This is a genomic window from Pseudomonas marincola, assembly GCF_900682675.2.
Classification (GTDB): Bacteria; Pseudomonadota; Gammaproteobacteria; order Pseudomonadales; family Pseudomonadaceae; genus Aquipseudomonas; species Aquipseudomonas marincola.
In genome coordinates this window covers 1,588,845-1,611,281 of record NZ_LR215729.2, presented here as the reverse complement: position 1 = coordinate 1,611,281, position 22,437 = coordinate 1,588,845, and the positions used below count along the sequence as shown (strand labels likewise).

Genomic DNA, 22,437 nt, shown 5'->3' with positions numbered 1-22,437 from the left:
GGTGCTTCATGAATAACGCAGTAGCCCAGCGCCAAGATACATCACCAGTAGTTCAGGCCGGAGAGTCAGCAACAATTCTCCAAGTGATCCAGCGTGCAGCAGCAGACCCTCAGTGCGACATTGAGAAGATGGAGCGGCTAATGGCCATGCATGAGCGGATGCAAGCCAGCCAAGCCAAGCAGCAATACGATGAAGCTCTGGCGGTAATGCAGGAGCAATTGCCGGTTATCGGTGAGCGCGGCGGTATCAAAGACAAGAGCGGCCGCATTCAAAGCACGTACGCGCTCTGGGAAGACATTAACGAAATGATCAAGCCTGTTTTGGCTGCTCATGGGTTCGCAATCACCTTCCGCACGCCGCGCAACGAAAAAGGCATTGAGGTGGAAGGCGTACTCAGCCATCGCGGCGGACACCGCGAGTCAACCTCTCTTCTTCTTCCGGCAGATACCAGCGGCAGCAAGAACGGCGTTCAGGCAGTCGCATCAAGTGTCAGCTACGGCAAGCGCTATACAGCAAGCATGCTTTTGAACATCACAACAACCGGCGAAGACGATGACGGCAATGGAGCAGCCGTAACACCTCGCGTCACTTCGGCCCAGGCAACGCAGATATCCATGCTCCTGGAAAAGTGCAGCGAAAAAGCCAAGTCTGCGTTCGCAAATATCCATGGCAGCCCTGCGCAAGTCGAAAAGGCAGTATTTGATCAGGTCCTTGGAATGCTAACCAAATCAGCAAACCAAAACGCACAGACAGACCAGGGGGCAGAGAATGAAGGTAATCACTGACATTGATCAGGGAACACCCGAATGGCTTGCCTTGCGCCTTGGCATCGCCACTTGTTCAGAGTTGGACGTACTGCTGGTTAACGGGAAAGGCGAAGCTGGTTTTGGTGTAGCGGCGTTCACCTACATGGATCAGCTAATTGGTGAGCGCATCACCGGTGAAGCGGCTGAAATACCGTTTCAGACGAAAGCAACTATTCGCGGCCATGAGCTTGAGGGCGTTGCCCGCGGCCTTTATGAGTCGCGCGAGGAAGTAACCACGCAGTCAGTCGGGATCATTCTTAACCACGGAATAGGCTACTCACCTGACGCGCTGGTCGGTACTGACGGCCTTACGGAAATCAAAACCAAGCTCCCAAAGTTTCAGGTCGGCGTCATCCTGGCTAATGAAATCCCAAAAGAGCACGTCACGCAATGCCAGAGCGGCCTGTGGGTAAGTGAGCGCGAATGGATCGACTTCATTAGTTACTGGCCAGGTATGCCGATGTTCGTAAAGCGCGCATACCGAGACGAGGCATTCATTCGCAAGCTGTCTGAGCGAGTGGCCACATTTAACGAACTGCTAGAAGAGCGCATGCACCGCGTTCTAGGCATTGCAGCTTAATAAGGAGCATTTCATGCCAGTTTCAGAGTTTGGCCGAATTGGCCGTGACGCAGAACTTCGCTACACCAGCGGACAAAACCCGACTGCTGTTTGCAGCATTCCGGTCGCCATCGACTATGGCCGCAAAGGTCAGGACGGCAAAAAGCCTACTCAGTGGTACGAGGTAACGCTTTGGGGTGCGCAAGCCGAGGCGCTTGCTCCGTATCTAGCCAAAGGTAAGCAGGTGTTTTTCTCGGGCACTGACCTGCATATCGAGCAGTTCAATAAAGCCGATGGCAGCCCTGGCGTGAAGCTGGTTTGCCGTTGCAGTGAAATCAAGTTTGCCAGCGACGGGCAAGGCCAGCAGCGCCAGGCTCAACCACAGCCACAAAGAACCCAGCCGCAGCAACGGCCACAACAGCAGCAGAGCGCAGCAGCCACCGACTACGACAGCTTCGATGATGACATCCCGTTCATCGACCCGTATCGCGGCACTCGCTGCCTGATCTGCTAACCAAAATGGCCTCAATCGAGGCCTTTTTCTTTTGAGGTGTTAGACATGACCGATTTAGCCCCCATCGAAGAAGACAAAACCTCAGCTGATGCTTGGGCAGGTGCTGCCGAAGCGTGCTGCAAGACCGGCCCCTTCCAGATCCACCAGACAGAGCTTGAGCGCTTAGAGGCTGAGTTTCTGGCGCGTGGCGGGCGCATCCAGAAAGTAGGCATCGGCACTCGATCTGAACCGGTGATGTTCAACAACCAGGCACGCAAGACGGCTGACCAGTTCGCCGAAACCCGCAAGGCGCATGAAGCAAACCGCGTTGCCCGTCTGTATGAGCAGGATGCTGAGCTTATTGAAATGATCGCAGCGGTACTGCCGCGCATCACCAAGAAGCAGGAGTTGGTCAAGGCCTGCAGCTGCTCCGATGACCGTGTGCAGCGCATTCTGCGCACCTACTTTACCGATGATCCGGTGGCGCAGCGGTTCATGCGCAAGTGCCAAGCGGCGTGAGGAATCTCAACGGACGCCAATCAAACCCCGCGCCATACCCCTACTGATTATTTGGAGTCACCATGAAGCTCATCAAGAACGCGATCGTTTACCGCGCCTCACTTCCTGTGGCCAAGGAACTTGAGCAGCACCTGGCTGAGAAGCCTTTTCACCCAGTGCTTGAGTCCATGCAGTCATCGAGCGGCTTTATCCCTAACCCGCACACCGGTTTGCTTGTCTCTGAGGTTGCGGGCGGCTATTCGTTCCGCTTCCGCCGTGACGCCAAGCCTTTGCCTGTAGGGGCGCTCAAGCTCGCGCTGACTGAGCAACTAACCGCCCGGGCGGAAGAGCTTGGCCGGCCTCTGGAAAAGGACGAAGCCGAAGAGGTCAAAGACCTGATTATCAGCAACCTCATTAAGTCAACGCTGCCTGAGCGCACCGAGGTCGACCTGTTCTATCACCAGGACAGTCGCACATTAATCGTCCCGAGCACCAGCAAAGACCTCGCTGGTTACGCCCTTTACCACCTGGTGGAAGCTTGTGGCGCCGTGGAGACAAGCACAATCCATGTGAGCGACATCAAGGGCGGCCTTACCACTCGGCTACGCAATCACTTTGACGGCCAGCCAGAAGCGTTCAACGGCTTCAAGGTTGGCGATTCTGTGGTGATGAAGGGTAAAGCGGGCAAGGCAAGCTTTGACCTGGACAACCTCGACCACGCCAAAAACGGAGTCATCGAAGCGCTTGCTGGTGACATGCAGGCCGAGCGCCTTGAGCTGGTCCATGCCGACGCCATCAGCTTCAAGCTGACAAAGGACTTCCATCTCCGCGGCATTCAGCTTGTGGCGCAGGAGGATGATGATTCGCATGACTTCGACGATATGTCAGAAGCATGGACTCACCACGCAGGCGTCCAAGTGCTGCTGGTAGTCGCTGTAGTCGAAGCTCTGTGCGAGCTGTTCGGCTATCAGGAAAAGCTGCCAGCCGACGACTCTAAAGAGCCCACAGACGATGAGATCGACCCTCTCTATCAGGATGCGGTGGCGTTCGTTAAATCCAGCGGCACCGCTTCTGTTTCAGCAGTCCAGCGCAAACTCAAGATTGGCTACAACCGCGCGGCACGGATGATTGAGCGGATGGAGATTGAGCAGATCATCACGCCAATGCGGGCAGATGGCAGCCGCGAGATTATTCCGGCGCCCTAATATCGAAGCGCTTTGCATGCGCGAGTCTCGCAAAGAGGCGGCGCGCATCGTTGAGGATTGAATATGAATGCTGCCGCCAAAGGCATCAAGATAGTTAATCCAGCTGCTCATCGCGCAACAATAATCAAACTCCTAAATGCCAACGCTTACCAGCACAACCTATATGACGTGTTTAGGGATTTCTGTGAGTTGGCGGCCCTGGCGATATCGAACTCAATCGACCTGATGCAACGGGAAGTTCGCGAAGCCCGATATATGAGCATCGTGAAACGCTACACCAAAGATGAGGTGAACCGTTTTCCGCAAATACTCGCAGAGTTGGTCGTGACGCTTGAGCTTGAGCCAGGGGATGTACTTGGCCAGGTATTTAGTGAGCTGGAGTTGGGCAACAGCGCACGAGGTCAGTTTTTCACGCCTTACTGCGTGTCTCAGGCCATAGCAAAATTGCAGGTTGGCGATGGCGCTGATATGCGGGAGATCATTAAGCAGCGAGGGTTTGTCACTGTCAGCGAGCCTACCGTTGGGGCCGGGGCGATGGTTGTGGCGATGGCAGATGCAATGCAGGCGATCGGCATCAACTATCAGCAGCACATGCATGTTACCGCTCAAGACATCGATCAACGAGCGGTTCACATGGCATATCTGCAGTTCAGTCTGCTCGGTATTCCGGCCATTGTGATTCTCGGAAATACGTTGATGGTCGAAGAGCGAGAGCGCTGGATCACACCCGCACATGCACTTGGTATGTGGCCGCAGAAGCTGGCCAGAGGTTACGCCCTGGGCAGCGCAATGGATGTGCCGCCATCAGCAGAGATTACAGAGCCCGCCGGCCCACATCTGGTAGCTCTGCCGCGTCAAGATTTCCCCCCACCTCAGAGCCAAGCGGCCGAAGTTCAGTTAGACCTGTTTTAGAGGCAAGTCGATGAAAACACCCACTGGGATCGCTGACGAGGCGGTGGCCGGTGCGATGCGCCATGCATCGCCCAGGGCTCACTGGTCGAAGGCGCAAACGAACCTGCTTATCGAGCACTACCCGGACACTCCCATGAAGCGCCTAACCGAGCTTCTAGGGCGAGATAAGAATTCGATCTACTACAAAGCGCACAGTCTGGGGCTGAAACGCAGTGCGGCTTACTTAGCGAGCGAACACGCTTGCAGGCTGCGGCGGGGCGATAACCCAGGAGCCGCGCATCGCTTTTCAAAAGGCCAGACCCCATGGAATGCAGGCATCAAAGGCTGGAAGGCCGGCGGCAATTCAGTAAAGACCCAGTTCAAAGAAGGCCAAAACCCTCACAACTGGAACCCAATAGGCCATGAGCGACTGACCAAGGACGGGTATCTGCAGCGCAAGATGACCGATACCAAGTGCACAAGAAAGGATTATCGCTTTGTGCATCACATGCTGTGGGAAGCAGTAAATGGCCCGGTTCCGCCCGGTCATGCGCTTGCGTTCAAGGATGGCAACAAGGCCAACATCACAATCGATAACCTTGAGTTGCTGACGCGGGCTGAGCTCTGCCGGCGCAACTCTATCCACCGATATCCGCCAGAGCTAAAGGATCTAATCCGACTACAGAAAAAGCTCGAGCGAACCATCAGGAAGAGAGACGATGAAAAACAAAATGACTGACCTTCGCAACCACTTGTTCGCGACGCTTGAGGCACTTCAAGACGAATCAAAGCCAATGGACATTGATCGCGCCCGAGCGATCGCAGATGTTGGCCGTGTTCTGGTTGATTCAGCCAAAGTTGAGGTTGCCTTCCTGAATGTAACCGGAGCATCCAGCACGGGGTTTATTGAGTCGACCCCTGCTCTTCCGCATCAAAGCTAACCCTTCCCAATTCACCGATCACGCCAATGGCGAGGATAGAGTCATGCCTACTGAAACCCTTAAAGCCTACCAAGTAGGCGATAACGACATTGTTGCCGCTTACACGCCAGAGGGCGCAATCAAGGTTCTATGCGAGCACAGCGGTTACCCAGACGATGAGTTCACCGCCCGTGAAGTTGAGCTGGTCGGCGACAAGATGCTCGACAACACCCAGGCATTCGACATCGACGAGGGAGTGACCGTCACCCTCGAAAAGACCCTGCGACAAGAACTGTCCGAACTTACTGAGCCAGCTTACATGCACGGATGGGAATAGGCATGACCATCTACTGCCGCACCTCTCCCCGCCTCCCTATCACTGAATGCCGCTGCCTTAGATGCCAGCCGGTAAAGGAGTGAGCTATGCAACGCATATACCTCAGCGGCCCCATGACGGGCTGCCCGGACTTCAATTACCCAGCATTCCACGCCGAGGCTGATCGCCTGCGCAGTTTGGGCTTCGACGTTGAGTCGCCTGCCGAGAACCCGCCTCAAGAATCTTGGGAAGAGTACCTGCGCTGGGGTCTTGCCCAGATGCTGACCTGTGACAGCGTTGCGCTGCTCCCGGGCTGGGGGATTTCAAAAGGGGCTCAGCTTGAAGTCAGCGTGGCAGAGAAGCTGAAAATGACGATCGTCATGGCTGAAAGCATTCAGGCGAGGGCTGCAGCATGAACGGCATGATCGAAAGCGCAGTACAGCGGCGCATCACCGAGCAATGCGCTGGCCTGCCCCGCACTGCTTTGCAGCTCACAACGAATATCACTCACCAGGTAGTGCGCATCCTCCCCGGCCAGTTCGTCGATCTGTGCAGCACTGAGCGCCGGGCGAAGCGGGTTAGCTGGGATGAGTGGACCAATACTGAGATTTGGAGGCAGGTATGAGTGAAGTTAAGCGATTTGCCATGTTTGGGCAGCATCTAGAGGAATCCGGCGGCCAGTTTGTTTATGCCTCCGACTACGACAAGCAGGCGCAGGAAATCGAGCGGCTTACTGCCGAGCTTGAACAACTCAAGTCAGAAAGTTTTGAGAGTCTATACAACGCAGCCGTTGACGATCTCGACGCGGCACTGGCCGAGCTTGAGCAGGTGAAGAAGGCGCAGGGTCAGGAGGTGCCGGAAGAGTGCCCGCACATGATCGTGTTCGATGATGCCGACAGAGAAAACGAAGTGTTCGCGGGTGCGGGGGCGCGCCCTGCTGCATTACGGCGCTGGGCGCAGATTTCAACCGCGTGGAATGCGCACTTGTTCGTGCGTACTGCGAGCAATTCCCGTGACGACAAGCTGCCGTGCGCAACGCTTACCGCCCCGCCAGCCATCCCCACCACCCAGGTGCTTGTAGAGCGGGAGTTGCTGGAGCGTGTAGAGCGTTATTTCAGCGGGTTTGTCAGCGACGAACCGCCAGCTTACGCACTGGGCAGCAATGGGCTGGCAACTATCCGCGCCATCCTCTCAAGAAAAGGCGGTGATGTATGAAGAACCTGTATACCCCTTCGTGCCTAATGAATATCCCAAGGCAAAAAAGCCGCACAGCTGAAACAAAGCGCAAAAAGAAGGTGCGTGAGATCGGCGAGCTGGCGGTTATTGAATGTATTCAGCGGCTAAAAGCCGAGAGGCGCAGCAAGCCGAAAGACTGGGATCGCGGGTATAACTCTGCAATTACCGCACTGGAACTGTTCAAGGATGAGATCAGTAACCGCGCCTGGGCGCCAATTGAAGGGCCAGTTGTAAACCAGCAGCTTACAACTGAAGACCAGATATCCTGCGCGTGCGCCCCTGGCGGCGGCTGCACAAACTGCACCAGCCAGCAACGGAGTAACGACCGATGAGCAAGTTAAAGGCTTGTCCGTTTTGTGGGGAGAATCCGCCAGATGACAGCCACACGCTAACCGATGGCGGGTTCAAATATGGCGCTGTTGTTTGTGGTTGTGGGGCTGTAGGGCCAGACACCCGCACCGACTACAAAGAATGGCCGCACTGGAAGACTGCCGCTCTTGCGGAATGGAACCGCCGCGCAATCCCCGAAGGCTATGCGCTTGTGCCGGTTGATCAGCTGAAAAAGATTCACCGCGACTTAGACGCCTGCCAGAAGTTGATCTGGGCAAACATGCGCGGCTGCGATCCAGCGTACTACGAGGACGCACAGGCAAGCCTTGCGCACATTGAAGCCATGCTCGCAGCGGCGCAGGAGGTTGAGTGATGCACCACGACTTGAAGATTCGGAAAGCATTCTTTGAGGCTGTTCTGTCTGGTGATAAGACTTTCGAGATACGAGACAACAGCGACCGGGGATTTCAGCGGGGCGATACGTTCAAATTGATCGAGATGAGCGATTCAGCGCCGACGACGATCCGAAGCGGACGCACCTTTGAAGGCGTGATCACCTATGTGCTCGACTACAAGCAGCAGCCGGGCTATGTAGTGTTCGCGTTCAAGAAAAGCCCAACGGATAAATAGGGGTAAGTGATGAATCGCGCAAGCCAAATCGATCTACGCAAGTCACTGGAAGCGGCGAATCACCTTATAAAGGCCGGCATTGCCTTCGTGCCTATGCCAGCCAGTAGCCCGGAAGAACTCGCAGAGCTTCAGCAGCAAATGCTTGCTCGGCTTGAGGCGATGGAAGCCGAGTAACCGCCCCACCCTCGCTGCATAGCTCAAACCCCTATCTATTTATCACTGCCCTATGGGCGGGAGGATTTACTGTGCTCGCATTAATCAAAGCATGGCTGTCAGCCAACGTGTTTCGCGTTAATCCACACCAAGAAAAATTCGTGATCCTGCGCTTTATCGATCTGTATTACAAAGGACAGAAAGACAGCATTGTCGGGCTGCTAATCCAGTCTGGCGATGATGAATACCCAGGTAACAAGATCGTGGCCCAGGTATGGAGGTACTCGGCCTACATATCCATCCCTAAGCTGCTAAACCCTTTCAGAGCTAAGCGCACTTTCACGACCCTATCGCCCGAGCAAAAAGCTAAGCGGATCGAGCAGTATGGTCATCTGAACTACTTCGAAATATTTAACCGCGAATATGGATTTCACCTGATGCGCAGTGGAATCCACTGGAGCAATGGTGCTCAGACTCACGACTCAATCACGAGTAAGTCGGGGTATGTTTCATTTCCTTGGACAGAGTTCGACCTGCAATCGTCAACCATCTGCGGCGCTGACGGTATCGAGCGCGTTGAACCGAAAGACTACAAGGCCAGCAGCAATCTAAAGGACTCACTGATCCGTTTTGTATTCTTACTCAGAGATCATGACGGCGAAGAGATACGCGCTTATTGCTACCTCGAAAAGCGCGTCTATCGGGTGGGTACGGGCTGGATCAAGAAGTACTTCGGCGCAATTCGTCCTCGCCGCACATTCCTATCAATGGATATCCGTTTCGATGGCGAAACAGGGACAGAAAAGGGCTCTTGGAAAGGCGGAACTGTCGGCGCGGGAGTTCTTGCGGGGGAAGGTGACAAGTTCGAAGCCCAATACCTGATTGAGAAATACTGCGCCGGCCAGCATCGTGCGAAGGGCAACAACTACAGCATGACGCTGCTGGGGCGCGAGCCTGACTCAGTATTCACCCACGAAATGTATCGCAAGGCTGCAGCTGAGCGGCGTGGCGAAGTTTATACGCCTGCCTAGCCCACCAACTCCCCGCTAATGGGTAGAGAGGAATTATGACTGCACCAACGATAACCGATGATTTAGTGGCTGAGCTTGAGGCTTTGGCGAAATCCGCTACTCCTCAAGACCTAGATAACGCAGAGGAAATTATCAAGGCGGACCCTGGCGCAATGATCGACTGTCCTGTATGCGGAGGCGAGGGATATGCCTCGCTTGAGAACGATTACTGCAACTTCGACAACCATGCTATCGGGGTGCAGTTCTACGGCATCGGGTCAGAGTTTGGCGCAGGCGAGCGCTATTTCCGTGCCGCGAACCCCGCAACTATCCTCGCTCTACTCGCCGAACGAGCAGAGCTAAAGCGGGATGTTGGGAGGTATAGGTGGCTGAAAGATAATGCCAAGAGCGAGTTCTTCGGCGACCAGCTGATAGATATGTTCACTTGTTCAGGCCAAAAAATAGACCGGCTTGTTGACGCCGCCATGCAAGAGCAAACCCCATGAACCAGATGATCGAAGTGAAGGTTGCCGATGCAACTGGCCCGACGCTGGACTGGCTCGTCGGCACCACAGAAAGATTGAGCCTGCAGGTGATACGAGGCGAGTACGGCACTGGGCCGCGGGTATTCCAGGTCGATGGCCGCGGGATGATTCGCTACCGACCATCGACCGACTGGAGCCAGGGCGGACCATTGATGGATGCGCACTGCCGGTCATACGGCGCGGTTCAAAACAACTCCGGCGTCATCAGGTCTTTTGCATATAGCAAGGGCGAGCCATACGATCCGCTGCGCCCTATGCGACTTTCCAGCGGCCCCACGATACTCATCGCATTCGGTCGCGCACGGGTCAGGGCCATGCTGGGCGACACGGCGATGGTGCCGGCTGAACTGATTGGGGGTGATCTATGATCGAGCCAGAAATTGTCCATGTTCCAGAGTTGGCGAAGATTATGGGGCGCACCGAGTCATCGATTCGGAGCGCCGTCCAATCCAGGCCGGATTGGCTCCCGCCATACTTCAAGCAGGGTGCGAGGGTGTGCTGGCGGGTTGAGAGTGTTCGGCGCTTCCTGCGCGAATACGAGGCAGGCGAACACAAGGCACCCAAGGTCGGACGACCTCGACAGGCGCCGCCGACATTGCGGGCGGCAGGGTGATAGGGATACCAGGCAGGATCAGCCGAGCTTGTCTGCAATATCCTCTGGACGGAGGTGTGTATACCGGGCAAGCTGACTCAATGTCTTGTGCCCGGTCACTGCGGCAGCCTCCATCACTGGAAGCCCCATTTCGAATAGACGGCTGGTTGCTTCGTGCCGCATGTCATGCAGCCGCAAGTCTTCGATGCCCGCAGCATCGCGAGCGAGTGCAAAGTAGTTCGATACTGAGTCAGGCTTGAGGCTGAACAGCCTGCCATCGAGGCGCGCAGGCAGCCCCTTAATCAGCGCAAGTGCCCGCGTTGATAGCGGTACGGCACGGCGCTGACCATTCTTTGTGTCCTCAAGATAGGCCACCTTCCCCTTCACTTGCTCCCGGCGCAACAGCACCAGCTCTGAACGCCGCATAGCAGTATCCGCAGCAAGCGCAATGATGACCGGAAGCTCAGGATGAATGTCTGCGGCGGCAGCGTAGAGCTTTTCCAGCTCAGCTGTTGTTGGGCGCCGATCCCGAGACTTGCTTGTCGACGGCAAGCGCAGGTTATGAACAGGGTTGTTTAGCCCATCCATATTCCACTCTTTTGACGCGACAGTGTATAGGTGGCTGATGATTGCCAGATCCAAGCGCACCGTTGCGCCCGAAGCACCGAGCGCTATTCGTTCGTCGCGATAGCCTGCTAACTGGCTTGATGTGATCTCTGCAAGGGATTTGTCAGCCAAAGGATGCTCTAGCCATCGGGCTATGCGTGCGGCCTCTTGCTTGGCCCCCTTCTTGTGATCGCTGACTTCTGCGCGGTATCGCTTCAGCGCCTCGGCAAGCGATGTGCGCTCAGCCTCGCGCTGATCAACATATCGTGAGCGAGACATATCACCCTCAATACCTGCGGCCCAGCGTTGAGCTTCTGCCTTGGTATCAAAGGTGGCTGATAGTGTTGGGTAGCCCTTCCGCCGAACTTGGGCGCGCCAGGCTTCACCGCGTTTTTCGTAATAGGCCATACACGAACTTTAGCTTGGGGGATGGGGGAATGTCACGCGAAGTCATTCCCCCAAAAATCCCCCAAACGAAAAAGGCTCCAGAGGCGTAAACCTCTGGAGCCCTTGAATAATGGCGGGAAGATAGGGATTTGAACCCTAGGTACCATCGCTGATACAACGGATTTCGAATCCGTCCCGTTCGGCCACTCCGGCATCTTCCCACAGCGGCGCGAATAATAGCAGCTTGTTGGCGTTTGGCGAACCCCCTGAGCAAAATTTTTCGCATATTTTCAGGTGCTTGCGTGTTTTGAGCGGATTAGCCCGCGCCTGCGCTGGTGAAGAACGATTTTCGGCGGGCATTAAAAAGGGCGCTTTCGCGCCCTTCTGTGCAGCCAGGAACAGTTACCTAACTTATGCGGTGAGCTTGGTCAGGGCTTCGCGGTATTTGTCGGCCGTTTTCTGCGCGACGTCTGCTGGTACGGTTGGCGCCGGGGCTTGTTTGTTCCAGCCGGTGGACTCCAGCCAGTCGCGTACGAACTGCTTGTCGAAGCTCGGCGGGTTGCTGCCTTCGGCGTAGCTCTCGGCCGGCCAGAAGCGGCTGGAATCGGGGGTCAGCACTTCGTCCATCAGGGTCAGGGTGCCGTCTTCATCGAGGCCGAATTCGAACTTGGTGTCGGCGATGATGATGCCGCGGGTCGCAGCATATTCGACCGCAGCGCTGTACAGGGCGATGGCGGTGTCACGCACTTGTTCAGCGAGCTCGGCACCGATGATAGCCTGACACTGTTCAAACGAGATGTTCTCGTCGTGGTCGCCAACAGCGGCTTTAGTCGACGGGGTGAAGATTGGCGCAGGCAGCTTTGAAGCTTCTTTGAGGCCAGCTGGCAACTGGATGCCGCAGACGGTGCCGCTCTTCTGATATTCCTTCCAGCCGGAGCCTACGATATAACCACGCACGATGGCTTCTACAGCAACCGGCTTGAGGCGCTTGGCAACGACGGCGCGACCTTCAACCAGCGGCAACTCGGCAGCACTGACGACGTCTTCGACTTTGTCGCCGGTGAAGTGGTTGGGCACCACGCCTGCGAGTTTGTCGAACCAGAAGTTGGAAATCGAAGTGAGGATTTTGCCCTTCTCGGGGATGGGCTCGTCGAGGATCACGTCGAACGCGGAAAGGCGATCGGTGGCGACCATCAGCATGCGCTTATCGTCGATTTCATAGAGGTCGCGGACTTTACCCGAGTAGATTTTCTTCAGGCTCAGGGAGGTTGGCGTCGTCATATCGGGGCTTCCGTCTTTGGCAAACGAAACAGGCGTAACCATCGCTGCGCCTATTGGTTTCATCCGGGCCTGAGGTGGCCCAGTACATGTGGGTGGAACCTGCACCGCGCCGAGTTATGCGACCGGTAAAGGCAAACCGGCTAAAGGTTTCGATGCGTGAGCACCTGAACACTTCAGCCGGCTTTGTCTCGGACTAACAGACGACGCACGCGCCGCCTGACGGTTTAGCCGAGGTTGTCCTGGATAATAGTCAACACACGGCGGGCCACGTCTTCCGGGGCCGAGGTGTTGATATCCTTCTCTACAGACACTTGAACGCTTTCACCAACGGTTGTCAGGCGAACCTGATAACGCTCGGCGCGGGCTTCGATTTCTTCTTCATCGGGCTCACTGCCAAACATGCTGCCAAAGAAGCCTGGCTCTTCTTCATTGACCTTGGCGCCTTCGGCGAGGTTGATGTAGTAAACGCCAACGCTGCGGTTGATGTCGTCTACCCGCACATTACCCGATTCGAGTGAGCGACCGACGCCAGACCAGGCGCGATCGAAGTCCGAACCCAGATGCAGTACCGGATTGCCGTTACCGTCTTCGGTCATGCTGACCTGACTTGGCGCATCGTAGTCACGTGCAGCCAACAGGGAAACCGAACCGCCCTGCTCCGAATTACGCGCCATGCTCACGAGCATCTCGTCGAGCAGGGCATTATCGAGGCTTGGATTGACGCTGCCTTGCGTGAAGGCGACATCAGCAGTGCTGCCAGCAGGACGCTGTGCGCTGACCACGAAAACCTCACTGGTGTTGCGCTGCACGCCTGGCTCGATACGCACTCTTACGCGCGTTTCTGCACCCTCTTCGATGTCACTGGCTTTGCTTGCCAGACGACGGGCAAGGCCAGAAGACAGGCTGCTGAGCGGCTGCCAGTCGGTGCTGAACTCACCGGTTTGCGGGCGCTCATCAACGATGTTGAAGCCGCTGTCAGCATAGAACTGACGGGCAACCGGCCAGACTTCGGCCGGCACGCGACGGGCAAGAATCCAGCCCGACTTGCCGCTTTTCTGCAGGCTGTATTCGCTGACGTCTTCTGTGACTGCAATGGCTTGCGGGCGCGGCACTTCGTACTCACCGGTTGCGGTGCTGTCGTTGATTTGCGCAGGCACCGGCAACAGTGGGTCAAGGCGCTTGCTCTGCACGTCGGCAGGCAATTGCATAGGAGGTGTTTGACGCTCGGTGAGGTAGTCACTACCCCGGTCACGGAAATAGCCATCTTCACCCCAGATCCAGCCACAACCGCTGGTACTGGAGATGATTAGTGCAAGTGTTGTGAGTCCGGCCAGTCGCTTCATGCGCAGTAATTCCTCAATTAAACCAACACGCCGCATTGGCGCATGGCCTGACGCAACGGCTCCTGATAACGCTCACTGAGCCATGTCAGTGGCAGGCGAATGCCATCCGGCATCATGCCCATTTCATGCAGAGCCCACTTCACTGGAATCGGATTGGATTCGGCGAACAGCGCTTTATGCAGCGGCATTAAACGATCGTTGATGGCGCGGGCAATGGCGGTGTCGCCACGCATGGCAGCAGCGCAAAGATCGCTCATGGCGCGTGGCGCAACGTTGGCGGTTACCGAGATGTTGCCCTTGCCGCCCATTAGCATCAGCTCAACGGCGGTTGGGTCATCACCGGAATAAACCAGGAAGTTCTTGTTGACGCGGTCGAGCACTTCGCGTGCGCGGTCCAGGTCACCTGTGGCTTCCTTAATACCGACGATGTTGTCGATCTTCGACAGACGCTCAACGGTCTCCGGGAGCATGTCGCAAACGGTGCGGCCCGGTACGTTGTAGAGAATCTGCGGAATCGCAACGGACTCGGCGATATGTTTGAAATGCAGATACAAGCCTTCCTGAGTCGGCTTGTTGTAATAAGGCGTAACCAGCAACGCGGCGTCTGCGCCAACGTCTGCTGCGGCGCGAGTCAGCTCAACCGACTCACGCGTCGAATTACCGCCCGTGCCGGCGATGACCGGGATACGACCCGCCACCTGATCGACTACGCGACGAATCGCCTCAATGTGCTCAGACACCTCTAAAGTCGCGGACTCACCTGTGGTGCCGACCGCGACAATGGCGTTGGTGCCCTCTTGCAGGTGGAAATCCACCAGTTTGCTCAAGCTGTCCCAATCAAGACCGCCTTGCGCATCCATGGGCGTAACCAGTGCCACCATACTGCCCGCAATCATGCAACCACTCCTGCCGGAAAAAGAGAGCCGTAATGGTACTGGCGCTACCAGCCTTGCACAAGACAAGTCCGCTGATGAGTCATCAGATGCCCTGATTTTTCATCAATTTAACCACTTTGACAGTTGCCATCCGGCAATTTGCCGGCCACTCGCAAGGCGCGAGGATAAATTTCACGCTCAGCGCTGCGCTACCAAATGGCCCACCCGCTGGCTTTTAAGCTGAAATGACGACTATCGCCCTGCAAAATGTGCGGCGGTTGCAACGACTGGCATTCCCCTCGGCGGTGCTTTTCGCTACCCTTCGGGCTTTGTTTGAGCGCGTTTTTCCAGCTCATCGCCCATTGTTTAGGAAGGCTGCATGTCCACCCCCCCAGTTCGCGAACAATTTCTCGTTATCAGTGCACTTGGTCTCAACGCTATGGAGTTGACCAACGTGCTGTGCCGCGCCAGCAATGAAAACCGCTGCGCCGTGGTGAGCACACGCCTGAGCCGGCATGGCGAGTTCAGCGCCCTGGTGTTACAGATTTCCGGTAACTGGGACGCCCTGGCACGCCTGGAAGTAAGCCTGCCTGGCCTGGCCAAGAAGCACGATTTCACGGTTAACGTGATTCGCAGTGCGCCCACAGACGTGCGCCCGCAAGCGCTGCCGTATGTGGCGTATGTGAGCTCGGTTTACCGCCCGGACATTCTCAACGAGTTGTGCCAGTTTTTCCTCGACCATAACGTCGAGCTCGAAAACCTTACCCTGGACACCTATCAAGCCCCGCAGACCGGCGGCACGATGCTCAATGCCACGCTGACAGTAACCCTGCCCGCCGGCACGCAAATCAGTTGGCTACGTGATCAGTTCCTCGACTTCGCCGATGCGCTGAATCTGGACGCATTGATCGAACCGTGGCGCCCGCAAAATCAGTAGGAGGTTATATGGCTGTAGCAATCGACTCTCCGGTTAGCGACTTTGAAGCACCGGCCACCAGCGGAAAAACCGTGAAACTGTCTGACCTCAAAGGCCAGCAGGTGGTGATTTATTTCTACCCGAAAGACAGCACGCCGGGCTGCACCACCGAAGGTCAGGGCTTTCGTGACCAGTACGCCGAGTTTCAGGCGGCCAACACTCAGGTATTCGGCATCTCGCGTGACGGCATCAAGTCGCACGAGAACTTCAAGGCCAAACAGAGTTTTCCGTTCGAACTGATCAGCGACAAGGACGAGGCCGTGTGCCAGTTGTTCGACGTGATCAAACTGAAGAAACTCTACGGTAAGGAATACATGGGCGTTGACCGCAGCACCTTCCTGATCGACAAGGACGGTGTACTGCGCCAGGAATGGCGTGGCGTTAAAGTGCCGGGCCATGTCGACGCGGTACTGGCTGCCGCACAAGCCTTGAACAAAGGCTAAGCGTCAGCCACACAGCGCTGAGCGAGACACCAACAAAAACCCCGATAACTGCACGCAGGTATCGGGGTTTTGTTTTTTCAGTCAGCGCACAACGCTAGGACCACGCGATTAACGCGGCTCGGGCAACGGCGGGCAGTCTGGTTGCTGAACACCCTCGACCCGCGGCCAGGCATCGAGCAACGCCTTGAACAAGGTTGCCAGCGGAATGGCGAAGAACACACCCCAAAAGCCCCACAGGCCGCCAAACAGCAACACCGCACAGATAATCGCCACTGGGTGCAAATTGACCGCTTCGGAGAACAACAGGGGCACCAGAACGTTGCCGTCCAGCGCCTGAATCACCGAGTACACCAGCATCAGGTAGAGGAACTGATCGCCCCACCCCCACTGGAACAAACCGATCAGCGCCACCGGCACGGTAACCACCACAGCACCGATGTAAGGCACCACCACTGAAAGCCCGACAAACAACGCAAGCAATGCCGCGTAGTTAAGCCCCAGCCAGGCGAACGCGATGTAAGTCACCACGCCGCAAATGATGATTTCGATAACCTTTCCGCGGATGTAGTTGGCGATCTGCCGATTCATCTCGGCCGCCACATGACTGATCAGCGAACGCTGCTGCGGCAGATGGCTGGTAAACCACTCGGCAATCATCTGGCGATCCTTGAGGAAGAAGAACACCAGAATCGGCACCAACACCAGATAGATCATCACGCTGACCAATACCGGCAAGCTCGACAGAGAAAACGACAGCACCCACTGGCCGATCTTGCCCGCCTCGCCCTGCACAGAGGCAATGGCCCGCGCCACCTGATCATTGCTGATCACGCCGGGATAGCGTTCTGGCAGCATCATGAACAGCGACTGCCACTTGCTCAACATGCTCGGCAGCTCATTGAACAGATTGCTCAACTGATGCCAAAGCAAAGGCAGCAACACCAGCAGGATCAGCACCAACGCGCTCATGAACAGTGCAAACACCAGCCATACCGCGAGCGAATGCGGCAGGCGTAGGCGCTCAAGCTTGGCAACCAGGCCCTGCATCAAAAAGGCCAGCACCAAGCCGGTCAGCACCGGCGCCAGCATGCCGCCGAACGTCAGCACCGCAGCAAAACCCAGCACCACCAACAGCGCCAGAATGACCGCTTGCTCATCGGAGAAATAGCGATGCAGCCAGTCACGCAATACTTTAAGCATCAATGTTCCTTAACAGTAGATTGTGGGGCGCTCAGGCCTTGCACAACCAATAACGATACACACCATTATCAACTTCTTCATGAACCAGCTGATGCCCGGCCAGTTTCGCAAACGCACGAAAATCGCGCTGTGAACCAGCATCAGTTGCGATCACTTTGAGCACCGCGCCGCTGGCCAATTGATTGAGGGCGAGCTTGGCCTTGAGCAGCGGCAGCGGGCAACTCAGCCCAGTGGCATCAACCTCATCATCGAAGGCCAGCGCTGGCTGATCGGCAATATTCATTAACAACTTCTCCAAGACACGCGGCTTTCGGGCATTGTCCCACCGTTGCCAGCACATACCAATGGCGGAAGCACTGGCAGAGGCCCACCGCATTTATTGTTCGGGGCCGCGAAACATACGCCAAGCCTGTTAAATCTCCAAACCCAATAGTGCGTTCAATACCGGCCAAGGCGAATTGAATCAGCAACAGTCCTTCCCACACCCGCGTCTGCCCAGCTACAGTAAGCCTTTGTTCGCAAAGAGCCTCGTGCATGAATTTTCTGCGACCCACTCTGCTGTCACTGCTCTGCCTGAGCGCTTTTTCTGTTCAGGCGGCCAGTGAACTGCCGTCTCTAGGCGATGCCAGCTCCTCCATCGTCTCACCACAACAAGAACATCAGCTTGGCCGTGCATGGCTGGGTCTGTTGCGTGGCCAGGTTAGCCAGCTGTCCGACCCGCAACTGAAAGACTTCGTTGAAAGCAGCGTTTATCGCCTCAGCGAAACCAGCCAGGTGCAAGACCGTCGCCTCGAATTCGTATTGCTCAACAGCCCGCAAATCAACGCCTTTGCCGCGCCTGGCGGGATTATCGGCGTCAACGGCGGCCTGTTCCTCTACGCCAAGACCGAAGCTGAATATGCCTCGGTGCTCGCGCACGAATTGGCTCACTTGTCGCAACGCCACTTTGCCCGCGGTGTTGAAGCGCAACAGCGCATGCAGTTGCCGGTAATGGCCGCCATGCTGGCAGGTATTGTCGCCGCCGCAGCGGGTGCAGGCGATGCCGGCATTGCCGCTATCGCCTCGACTCAGGCTGCCGCGATCCAGGAGCAGCAACGCTTCTCACGGCAGAACGAACAAGAAGCCGACCGCATCGGCCTGCTCAACCTGGAGAGAGCCGGATACGACCCGCTGGCCATGCCGCAGATGTTCGAGAGCCTGATGCGCCAGTATCGCTACGACCGCATGCCGCCCGAATTCCTCCTCACTCACCCGGTTACTGAGTCGCGTATTGCCGACACCCGCAACCGCGCCGTGCAGTACAAAAGTGATCAGAAGCTGATTGAGGACACCCTGCGTTATCAGTTGATGCGCGCCCGCGTGCAACTGATTTATGAAGACACCCCCGGCCTTGCCGCCAAGCGCTTTCGCGCCATGCTTGATGAAGACCCGGGCAACGACGCTGCGCTGTATGGTCTGGCCATCGCACAGATTCGCAGCGGCCAGCAACGGAGCGCCGGCCAGGCACTGCAAACGCTGCTGAAAAAAGCGCCAAACGATATCACCTACAACCTTGCCCAGTTTGATCTGGACGTCGCCGCCAGACGCCTGGACGCCGCACAGGCAAGAATCGACCGCATGCTCCAGCTGTACCCGAAAAACTACCCGCTGAATCAGGCCCGGGTAGACCTGCTGATGAAGCAAGGCAGCAAGGATAACGCCAAGCGCGCACTGGATGACCTGCTCAAGAGCCGGCCAAAAGACCCGGACGTGTGGAACCAGGTCGCCGAAGTTCGCGGTCTTACGGGCGATACCATCGGCCTGCATCAGGCGCGCGCCGAGTATTTTGCATTGGTCGGTGATTACAAGCAGGCCATTCAGCAACTGGACTTCGCCAAACGCCGGGCCGCCAATAACTTCCAGCTGGCTTCACGCATCGACGCCCGCCAACGCGAGATGATCGAAGAAAAGCGAATGATCGACGAGATGCTCAACTAAGCGCGGCGACTAATCAAAGCCGCTGCGCCTGAGGATTGAGAAAATTCAAAGGTTCAGCACATAAACAAAAACGCCCGATGCACATGCATGCATCGGGCGTTTTTGTTTACGGTGCGGTTTAAGCCCGTTAAGCGTTACCCGATTGCGCCAGACGCGCTGCCTGTGTGAAGTCGAGCATGCGCTTGAGCGGCTTGATGGCCTTGGGAATCAACACCGGATCAACGAAAATCTCGTTGCTGCCCTCACGCAGGCACTGCAACGTGCGCTGCAACGTGTTCATGGCCATCCACGGGCAGTGTGCGCAACTGCGGCACGCTGCACCATTGCCGGCAGTAGGCGCCTCGACAAAGACTTTATCCGGGCACAGCTGCTGCATCTTGTAGAAAATGCCGCGGTCGGTGGCCACGATAAAGGTCTTGTTCGGCAGCGTTTGCGCCGCCTTGATCAGTTGGCTGGTGGAACCAACAGCATCGGCCAAGTCGATCACCGCCGTCGGCGATTCCGGGTGCACCAAAACGGCCGCATCCGGATACAGAGCCTTCATGTCTTCAAGCTGCTTGGCCTTGAACTCTTCATGGACGATACACGCGCCATCCCACAGCAGCATATCGGCACCGGTCTTGTTCTGAATGTACCGACCCAGATGCTGATCCGGCGCCCAGATGATGGTTTCGCCGTTGTCCATCAGATGCTCGACAATCTCGACCGCACAGCTTGAGGTCACGACCCAATCCGCTCGCGCCTTCACCGCAGCCGAGGTGTTGGCGTAAACCACCACAGTGCGTTCGGGATGCTGATCGCAGAACGCCGAGAACTCATCAACCGGGCAGCCCAGATCGAGCGAGCAAGTCGCCTCCAGCGTTGGCATCAGCACGCGTTTTTCCGGATTGAGAATTTTCGCCGTCTCGCCCATGAATTTAACGCCGGCTACCAGCACCGTCTGTGCGGAATGCTGATTACCGAAACGGGCCATTTCCAGCGAGTCGGAAACGCAGCCACCGGTTTCTTCTGCCAGCGCCTGCAGCACCGGGTCGCAGTAATAGTGAGCGACCAATACGGCGTTCTGCTTTTTCAATTCAGCCGCAATCTCGGCCCGGTAAAAGGCCTCTTGCTCCGGCGTCAGCGCAACGGGCTGCTTGGCATCTAGATGTGCCTGCACCAGGAGGCGTTCGGAAATCTGTGTCATGTCATCTGGCCTGTAAACGGACTATCAGCACGAAATTCGAGTATACGCGGCGCACAGGCCGCGTGAACGTATTCAGACGGGAAACCACTCACGTGACAGCCCGAGGCGCGAAGGACAAGTTGAAGCGCCTAAAAGATCGCGCATGATAGTTTTTCATAATTAATATGGAAAGCATCATTCACCGCGCAGTGCCCGCTGCGCCAAGCTGGCGTTATCCGGCAACCGCACCACCGCTGCAAACGAGGCGCGACTGCCGTTAAAAGCTGCAGACGAAAAAAAACCTGAAATTCACATTGGCTGTGTATTTCAGGTTTCTTTACCTTCTTGCGAAGGATATCTGGTGGGTCGTGTAGGATTCGAACCTACGACCAATTGGTTAAAAGCCAACTGCTCTACCAACTGAGCTAACGACCCGATGTGCGCGTATAATACTGATTTTTATCAGGATTTCAACACCCAACAAGAAAAAATTTACACATAGCGGGTTGCATCGGCCACACCAGCCGCAGCAAAACCGGCTGCGCGCAGGCTGCAACTGTCGCACTTGCCGCAAGCGCGGCCATCGTCATCGGCCTGGTAGCAGGAAACGGTCTGGGCATAATCAACGCCGAGGGCAATCCCCGCCGCGACGATTTCAGCCTTGCTCATATTCTGCAGTGGCGCCTGAATGCGGAAACCGTTGCCTTCAACACCCGCCTTGGTTGCCAGATTGGCCATGCGCTCGAAGGCCTCGACAAACTCAGGCCGGCAATCGGGATAACCCGAGTAGTCCACCGCATTCACGCCAATGAAAATGTCGCGTGCACCCAGCACTTCTGCCCAACCCAGCGCCAACGACAAAAACACGGTATTGCGCGCCGGTACGTAAGTCACCGGAATGCCGGGAGCTGGTGCGGCGCCTGCTGCGTTCTCGGGCACGGCAATGCTGGCGTCAGTGAGCGCCGAGCCACCCATGCCATTAAGGTTCAGGCCGATCACCTTGTGCTCGACTACGCCCAACTGACGAGCGACTCGTTCTGCCGCTTGCAGTTCGGAACGGTGACGCTGGCCATAATCAAAACTCATGGTGTAACAGCTGTATCCATCGGCCTTGGCCATCGCCACAACAGTGGCCGAGTCGAGCCCGCCCGACAGCAAGATAACGGCTTTTTTATCACTCATGATTTTCCTCGCGTGTTTCACGCCGGCGCAGCGCTTGCTGCACCGGCTAAAAAGAATAGGCAATTAAGCGGGTGGTCACTCGACTAGCCGCTCGCGGCTCAATGGCCGGCAGCATCGTCCCAGAGAATTTTGTGCAGTTGCAGTTGCAGGCGAACCGGCAAATTGTCGGCCACGATCCAGTCTGCAAGATCACGCGCCGAGACCTGCGCGTGGCTGGGCGAGAACAACACCTCGCCTGCCCGCTCGTTCAGCCGGTATTCGATGAGCTTGCTCACCGCCCAGCTGTAGTCTTCACGCGAGCAGATCACGAACTTGACCTGATCGTTACGGCTCAGCCACTGAATGTTGTCGTAGCGATTGCGCGCCACCTCAGCCGAGCCCGGCGTTTTCAGGTCGAGCACTTTGCTAACGCGCGGATCGACTGACGAGACGTCAAGCGCGCCACTGGTCTCCAGCGAGACTTCATAGCCGGCGTCGCACAGCTGTTGCAGCAAGGCAATGCTGTTGGGTTGCGCCAGCGGCTCGCCGCCTGTCACGCAGATATAGCGAGGGTTATAAGCCGCGACGCGGGCGAGGATGTTGTCGAGTGACATGATCTCGCCGCCAGTGAAGGCATAGGCGGTGTCACAGTACTGACAACGCAGGGGGCAGCCGGTCAGGCGCACGAACACAGTCGGTAATCCGGCTGTACGCGTCTCCCCCTGCAACGAGTAAAAAATCTCGGTAATGCGCAGGGTATTTTGCATAAGTGCCACGGGCGTGACGGCTAAACAGGCCATCCGCCTCCGTTGCTGGAAAGAACCGGAACTCTACTGCCG

At 56.6% G+C, this 22,437-nt stretch carries 31 protein-coding genes, 2 tRNA genes and 2 pseudogenes; 24 read left to right on the top strand and 11 right to left on the bottom strand.

The window, feature by feature from the left end; translation table 11 throughout:
• Positions 1 to 8: 8 nt before the first annotated feature.
• The 21 genes and pseudogenes from PMYSY11_RS07505 to PMYSY11_RS21870 all read left to right on the top strand — a co-directional run bounded on the left by PMYSY11_RS07505 (position 9) and on the right by PMYSY11_RS21870 (position 10,205).
• A complete protein-coding gene (locus PMYSY11_RS07505; RefSeq protein WP_150548761.1) occupies positions 9 to 785 on the top strand; it encodes an ERF family protein in 777 nt (258 codons plus the stop codon).
• Positions 769 to 1,386 (top strand): lambda exonuclease family protein, encoded by a 618-nt coding sequence (locus PMYSY11_RS07500; RefSeq protein ID WP_150548760.1) that lies wholly within the window; start codon positions 769 to 771, stop codon positions 1,384 to 1,386. Before PMYSY11_RS07505 ends, PMYSY11_RS07500 begins: the two co-directional genes overlap by 17 nt.
• Positions 1,387 to 1,399: 13 nt before the next feature.
• Positions 1,400 to 1,879 carry a single-stranded DNA-binding protein gene (locus PMYSY11_RS07495; RefSeq protein ID WP_150548759.1) on the top strand — a complete coding sequence of 160 codons (480 nt, stop codon included), beginning with the start codon at positions 1,400 to 1,402 and terminating at the stop codon, positions 1,877 to 1,879.
• 45 nt (positions 1,880 to 1,924) lie between these two features.
• Entirely contained in the window at positions 1,925 to 2,377 is a 453-nt protein-coding gene (locus PMYSY11_RS07490; RefSeq protein WP_150548758.1) for a hypothetical protein, read from the top strand.
• A 62-nt stretch (positions 2,378 to 2,439) separates the two neighbouring features.
• Positions 2,440 to 3,309, top strand: a pseudogene (rdgC, locus tag PMYSY11_RS21875) (recombination-associated protein RdgC); the annotation flags it as partial.
• A 33-nt stretch (positions 3,310 to 3,342) separates the two neighbouring features.
• Positions 3,343 to 3,561: pseudogene (locus tag PMYSY11_RS22080) on the top strand (DNA translocase FtsK); the annotation flags it as partial.
• A gap of 63 nt (positions 3,562 to 3,624) precedes the next feature.
• Entirely contained in the window at positions 3,625 to 4,473 is an 849-nt protein-coding gene (locus tag PMYSY11_RS07480) for an N-6 DNA methylase (protein ID WP_150548757.1), read from the top strand.
• Positions 4,474 to 4,483: 10 nt separating this feature from the next.
• On the top strand, positions 4,484 to 5,191 hold the full coding sequence (locus PMYSY11_RS07475) for an HNH endonuclease signature motif containing protein (RefSeq protein ID WP_239655546.1): 708 nt from the start codon (positions 4,484 to 4,486) through the stop codon (positions 5,189 to 5,191).
• Positions 5,172 to 5,393, top strand: a complete 222-nt coding sequence (locus PMYSY11_RS07470) for a hypothetical protein (protein ID WP_150548756.1) — start codon at positions 5,172 to 5,174, stop codon at positions 5,391 to 5,393. Before PMYSY11_RS07475 ends, PMYSY11_RS07470 begins: the two co-directional genes overlap by 20 nt.
• 43 nt (positions 5,394 to 5,436) lie before the next feature.
• Entirely contained in the window at positions 5,437 to 5,709 is a 273-nt protein-coding gene (locus PMYSY11_RS07465; RefSeq protein WP_150548755.1) for a hypothetical protein, read from the top strand.
• A gap of 86 nt (positions 5,710 to 5,795) precedes the next feature.
• Positions 5,796 to 6,104: a DUF4406 domain-containing protein gene (locus PMYSY11_RS07460; protein ID WP_150548754.1), complete on the top strand. Its 309-nt coding sequence runs from the start codon at positions 5,796 to 5,798 to the stop codon at positions 6,102 to 6,104.
• Positions 6,101 to 6,313 (top strand): hypothetical protein, encoded by a 213-nt coding sequence (locus PMYSY11_RS07455; RefSeq protein ID WP_150548753.1) that lies wholly within the window; start codon positions 6,101 to 6,103, stop codon positions 6,311 to 6,313. Before PMYSY11_RS07460 ends, PMYSY11_RS07455 begins: the two co-directional genes overlap by 4 nt.
• Positions 6,310 to 6,903 carry a hypothetical protein gene (locus tag PMYSY11_RS07450; protein WP_172970674.1) on the top strand — a complete coding sequence of 198 codons (594 nt, stop codon included), beginning with the start codon at positions 6,310 to 6,312 and terminating at the stop codon, positions 6,901 to 6,903. The genes PMYSY11_RS07455 and PMYSY11_RS07450 overlap by 4 nt, the downstream gene beginning before the upstream one ends.
• A complete protein-coding gene (locus PMYSY11_RS07445) occupies positions 6,900 to 7,256 on the top strand; it encodes a hypothetical protein (protein ID WP_150548752.1) in 357 nt (118 codons plus the stop codon). Before PMYSY11_RS07450 ends, PMYSY11_RS07445 begins: the two co-directional genes overlap by 4 nt.
• Positions 7,253 to 7,627, top strand: a complete 375-nt coding sequence (locus PMYSY11_RS07440) for a Lar family restriction alleviation protein (RefSeq protein ID WP_150548751.1) — start codon at positions 7,253 to 7,255, stop codon at positions 7,625 to 7,627. The genes PMYSY11_RS07445 and PMYSY11_RS07440 overlap by 4 nt, the downstream gene beginning before the upstream one ends.
• A complete protein-coding gene (locus PMYSY11_RS07435) occupies positions 7,627 to 7,884 on the top strand; it encodes a DUF3850 domain-containing protein (protein ID WP_150548750.1) in 258 nt (85 codons plus the stop codon). Before PMYSY11_RS07440 ends, PMYSY11_RS07435 begins: the two co-directional genes overlap by 1 nt.
• A 9-nt stretch (positions 7,885 to 7,893) precedes the next feature.
• Positions 7,894 to 8,058, top strand: coding sequence for a DUF1382 family protein (locus PMYSY11_RS07430; RefSeq protein WP_150548749.1), 165 nt, complete (start codon positions 7,894 to 7,896; stop codon positions 8,056 to 8,058).
• Positions 8,059 to 8,129: 71 nt separating this feature from the next.
• Positions 8,130 to 9,068, top strand: a complete 939-nt coding sequence (locus PMYSY11_RS07425) for a hypothetical protein (RefSeq protein ID WP_150548748.1) — start codon at positions 8,130 to 8,132, stop codon at positions 9,066 to 9,068.
• A 35-nt stretch (positions 9,069 to 9,103) separates the two neighbouring features.
• Positions 9,104 to 9,553 (top strand): hypothetical protein, encoded by a 450-nt coding sequence (locus PMYSY11_RS07420; RefSeq protein ID WP_150548747.1) that lies wholly within the window; start codon positions 9,104 to 9,106, stop codon positions 9,551 to 9,553.
• Complete coding sequence (locus PMYSY11_RS07415; RefSeq protein WP_150548746.1) at positions 9,550 to 9,960, top strand: phage protein NinX family protein; 411 nt, start codon at positions 9,550 to 9,552, stop codon at positions 9,958 to 9,960. The genes PMYSY11_RS07420 and PMYSY11_RS07415 overlap by 4 nt, the downstream gene beginning before the upstream one ends.
• Positions 9,960 to 10,205, top strand: a complete 246-nt coding sequence (locus tag PMYSY11_RS21870) for a hypothetical protein (RefSeq protein WP_150549668.1) — start codon at positions 9,960 to 9,962, stop codon at positions 10,203 to 10,205. Before PMYSY11_RS07415 ends, PMYSY11_RS21870 begins: the two co-directional genes overlap by 1 nt.
• Positions 10,206 to 10,223: 18 nt before the next feature.
• Here PMYSY11_RS21870 and PMYSY11_RS07410 read toward each other — a convergent pair whose 3' ends face one another.
• The 5 genes from PMYSY11_RS07410 to dapA all read right to left on the bottom strand — a co-directional run bounded on the left by PMYSY11_RS07410 (position 10,224) and on the right by dapA (position 14,697).
• The gene (locus tag PMYSY11_RS07410) at positions 10,224 to 11,198 is read right to left on the bottom strand and encodes an integrase (protein ID WP_150548745.1); all 975 of its coding nucleotides are present in this window, start codon (positions 11,196 to 11,198) and stop codon (positions 10,224 to 10,226) included.
• Positions 11,199 to 11,308: 110 nt separating this feature from the next.
• Positions 11,309 to 11,398, bottom strand: a tRNA-Ser gene (locus PMYSY11_RS07405).
• Between the two features lie 190 nt (positions 11,399 to 11,588).
• Entirely contained in the window at positions 11,589 to 12,458 is an 870-nt protein-coding gene (locus PMYSY11_RS07400; RefSeq protein WP_150548744.1) for a phosphoribosylaminoimidazolesuccinocarboxamide synthase, read from the bottom strand.
• Between the two features lie 224 nt (positions 12,459 to 12,682).
• On the bottom strand, positions 12,683 to 13,801 hold the full coding sequence (bamC, locus tag PMYSY11_RS07395; protein WP_150548743.1) for an outer membrane protein assembly factor BamC: 1,119 nt from the start codon (positions 13,799 to 13,801) through the stop codon (positions 12,683 to 12,685).
• 17 nt (positions 13,802 to 13,818) lie between these two features.
• Positions 13,819 to 14,697 (bottom strand): 4-hydroxy-tetrahydrodipicolinate synthase, encoded by an 879-nt coding sequence (gene dapA, locus PMYSY11_RS07390; RefSeq protein WP_069901643.1) that lies wholly within the window; start codon positions 14,695 to 14,697, stop codon positions 13,819 to 13,821.
• A 358-nt stretch (positions 14,698 to 15,055) separates the two neighbouring features.
• Here dapA and PMYSY11_RS07385 point away from each other — a divergent pair, with 358 nt between their 5' ends.
• A complete protein-coding gene (locus PMYSY11_RS07385; protein ID WP_069901641.1) occupies positions 15,056 to 15,613 on the top strand; it encodes a glycine cleavage system transcriptional repressor in 558 nt (185 codons plus the stop codon).
• An 8-nt stretch (positions 15,614 to 15,621) separates the two neighbouring features.
• The gene (locus PMYSY11_RS07380; RefSeq protein WP_069901640.1) at positions 15,622 to 16,095 is read left to right on the top strand and encodes a peroxiredoxin; all 474 of its coding nucleotides are present in this window, start codon (positions 15,622 to 15,624) and stop codon (positions 16,093 to 16,095) included.
• Positions 16,096 to 16,203: 108 nt separating this feature from the next.
• Here PMYSY11_RS07380 and PMYSY11_RS07375 read toward each other — a convergent pair whose 3' ends face one another.
• Together PMYSY11_RS07375 and PMYSY11_RS07370 are read right to left on the bottom strand one after the other, a co-directional pair.
• Positions 16,204 to 17,295: an AI-2E family transporter gene (locus PMYSY11_RS07375; protein ID WP_069901639.1), complete on the bottom strand. Its 1,092-nt coding sequence runs from the start codon at positions 17,293 to 17,295 to the stop codon at positions 16,204 to 16,206.
• 31 nt (positions 17,296 to 17,326) lie between these two features.
• On the bottom strand, positions 17,327 to 17,578 hold the full coding sequence (locus PMYSY11_RS07370; RefSeq protein ID WP_069901638.1) for a sulfurtransferase TusA family protein: 252 nt from the start codon (positions 17,576 to 17,578) through the stop codon (positions 17,327 to 17,329).
• 251 nt (positions 17,579 to 17,829) lie between these two features.
• On the opposite strand from PMYSY11_RS07370, the gene PMYSY11_RS07365 reads away from it, so the two are divergent.
• Positions 17,830 to 19,272: a M48 family metalloprotease gene (locus tag PMYSY11_RS07365; protein ID WP_150548742.1), complete on the top strand. Its 1,443-nt coding sequence runs from the start codon at positions 17,830 to 17,832 to the stop codon at positions 19,270 to 19,272.
• Between the two features lie 127 nt (positions 19,273 to 19,399).
• Here PMYSY11_RS07365 and nadA read toward each other — a convergent pair whose 3' ends face one another.
• The 4 genes from nadA to queE all read right to left on the bottom strand — a co-directional run bounded on the left by nadA (position 19,400) and on the right by queE (position 22,365).
• Entirely contained in the window at positions 19,400 to 20,458 is a 1,059-nt protein-coding gene (gene nadA / locus PMYSY11_RS07360) for a quinolinate synthase NadA (RefSeq protein WP_150548741.1), read from the bottom strand.
• A gap of 338 nt (positions 20,459 to 20,796) precedes the next feature.
• A tRNA-Lys gene (locus PMYSY11_RS07355) sits at positions 20,797 to 20,872 on the bottom strand.
• A 57-nt stretch (positions 20,873 to 20,929) separates the two neighbouring features.
• Entirely contained in the window at positions 20,930 to 21,619 is a 690-nt protein-coding gene (gene queC / locus PMYSY11_RS07350; protein ID WP_069901635.1) for a 7-cyano-7-deazaguanine synthase QueC, read from the bottom strand.
• 98 nt (positions 21,620 to 21,717) lie between these two features.
• Positions 21,718 to 22,365, bottom strand: a complete 648-nt coding sequence (gene queE, locus PMYSY11_RS07345) for a 7-carboxy-7-deazaguanine synthase QueE (protein WP_150549667.1) — start codon at positions 22,363 to 22,365, stop codon at positions 21,718 to 21,720.
• Between the last annotated feature and the right edge of the window lie 72 nt (positions 22,366 to 22,437).

Excerpts from the sequence above, each read along its gene's own strand:
- PMYSY11_RS07415 (WP_150548746.1), top strand. The coding sequence starts at position 9,550 with ATGAACCAGATGATCGAAGTGAAGGTTGCCGATGCAACTGGCCCGACG.
- PMYSY11_RS07450 (WP_172970674.1), top strand. The coding sequence starts at position 6,310 with ATGAGTGAAGTTAAGCGATTTGCCATGTTTGGGCAGCATCTAGAGGAA.
- PMYSY11_RS07490 (WP_150548758.1), top strand. The coding sequence starts at position 1,925 with ATGACCGATTTAGCCCCCATCGAAGAAGACAAAACCTCAGCTGATGCT.
- PMYSY11_RS07410 (WP_150548745.1), bottom strand. The coding sequence starts at position 11,198 with ATGGCCTATTACGAAAAACGCGGTGAAGCCTGGCGCGCCCAAGTTCGG.
- PMYSY11_RS07455 (WP_150548753.1), top strand. The coding sequence starts at position 6,101 with ATGAACGGCATGATCGAAAGCGCAGTACAGCGGCGCATCACCGAGCAA.
- PMYSY11_RS07505 (WP_150548761.1), top strand. The coding sequence starts at position 9 with ATGAATAACGCAGTAGCCCAGCGCCAAGATACATCACCAGTAGTTCAG.
- PMYSY11_RS07440 (WP_150548751.1), top strand. The coding sequence starts at position 7,253 with ATGAGCAAGTTAAAGGCTTGTCCGTTTTGTGGGGAGAATCCGCCAGAT.
- queC (WP_069901635.1), bottom strand. The coding sequence starts at position 21,619 with ATGAGTGATAAAAAAGCCGTTATCTTGCTGTCGGGCGGGCTCGACTCG.
- PMYSY11_RS07475 (WP_239655546.1), top strand. The coding sequence starts at position 4,484 with ATGAAAACACCCACTGGGATCGCTGACGAGGCGGTGGCCGGTGCGATG.
- dapA (WP_069901643.1), bottom strand. The coding sequence starts at position 14,697 with ATGATTGCGGGCAGTATGGTGGCACTGGTTACGCCCATGGATGCGCAA.
- queE (WP_150549667.1), bottom strand. The coding sequence starts at position 22,365 with ATGCAAAATACCCTGCGCATTACCGAGATTTTTTACTCGTTGCAGGGG.
- PMYSY11_RS07365 (WP_150548742.1), top strand. The coding sequence starts at position 17,830 with ATGAATTTTCTGCGACCCACTCTGCTGTCACTGCTCTGCCTGAGCGCT.
- PMYSY11_RS07435 (WP_150548750.1), top strand. The coding sequence starts at position 7,627 with ATGCACCACGACTTGAAGATTCGGAAAGCATTCTTTGAGGCTGTTCTG.
- bamC (WP_150548743.1), bottom strand. The coding sequence starts at position 13,801 with ATGAAGCGACTGGCCGGACTCACAACACTTGCACTAATCATCTCCAGT.
- PMYSY11_RS07380 (WP_069901640.1), top strand. The coding sequence starts at position 15,622 with ATGGCTGTAGCAATCGACTCTCCGGTTAGCGACTTTGAAGCACCGGCC.
- PMYSY11_RS07430 (WP_150548749.1), top strand. The coding sequence starts at position 7,894 with ATGAATCGCGCAAGCCAAATCGATCTACGCAAGTCACTGGAAGCGGCG.
- PMYSY11_RS07500 (WP_150548760.1), top strand. The coding sequence starts at position 769 with ATGAAGGTAATCACTGACATTGATCAGGGAACACCCGAATGGCTTGCC.
- PMYSY11_RS07465 (WP_150548755.1), top strand. The coding sequence starts at position 5,437 with ATGCCTACTGAAACCCTTAAAGCCTACCAAGTAGGCGATAACGACATT.
- PMYSY11_RS07495 (WP_150548759.1), top strand. The coding sequence starts at position 1,400 with ATGCCAGTTTCAGAGTTTGGCCGAATTGGCCGTGACGCAGAACTTCGC.
- PMYSY11_RS07445 (WP_150548752.1), top strand. The coding sequence starts at position 6,900 with ATGAAGAACCTGTATACCCCTTCGTGCCTAATGAATATCCCAAGGCAA.
- PMYSY11_RS07375 (WP_069901639.1), bottom strand. The coding sequence starts at position 17,295 with ATGCTTAAAGTATTGCGTGACTGGCTGCATCGCTATTTCTCCGATGAG.
- PMYSY11_RS07400 (WP_150548744.1), bottom strand. The coding sequence starts at position 12,458 with ATGACGACGCCAACCTCCCTGAGCCTGAAGAAAATCTACTCGGGTAAA.
- nadA (WP_150548741.1), bottom strand. The coding sequence starts at position 20,458 with ATGACACAGATTTCCGAACGCCTCCTGGTGCAGGCACATCTAGATGCC.
- PMYSY11_RS07370 (WP_069901638.1), bottom strand. The coding sequence starts at position 17,578 with ATGAATATTGCCGATCAGCCAGCGCTGGCCTTCGATGATGAGGTTGAT.
- PMYSY11_RS07460 (WP_150548754.1), top strand. The coding sequence starts at position 5,796 with ATGCAACGCATATACCTCAGCGGCCCCATGACGGGCTGCCCGGACTTC.
- PMYSY11_RS07420 (WP_150548747.1), top strand. The coding sequence starts at position 9,104 with ATGACTGCACCAACGATAACCGATGATTTAGTGGCTGAGCTTGAGGCT.
- PMYSY11_RS07470 (WP_150548756.1), top strand. The coding sequence starts at position 5,172 with ATGAAAAACAAAATGACTGACCTTCGCAACCACTTGTTCGCGACGCTT.
- PMYSY11_RS07480 (WP_150548757.1), top strand. The coding sequence starts at position 3,625 with ATGAATGCTGCCGCCAAAGGCATCAAGATAGTTAATCCAGCTGCTCAT.
- PMYSY11_RS07385 (WP_069901641.1), top strand. The coding sequence starts at position 15,056 with ATGTCCACCCCCCCAGTTCGCGAACAATTTCTCGTTATCAGTGCACTT.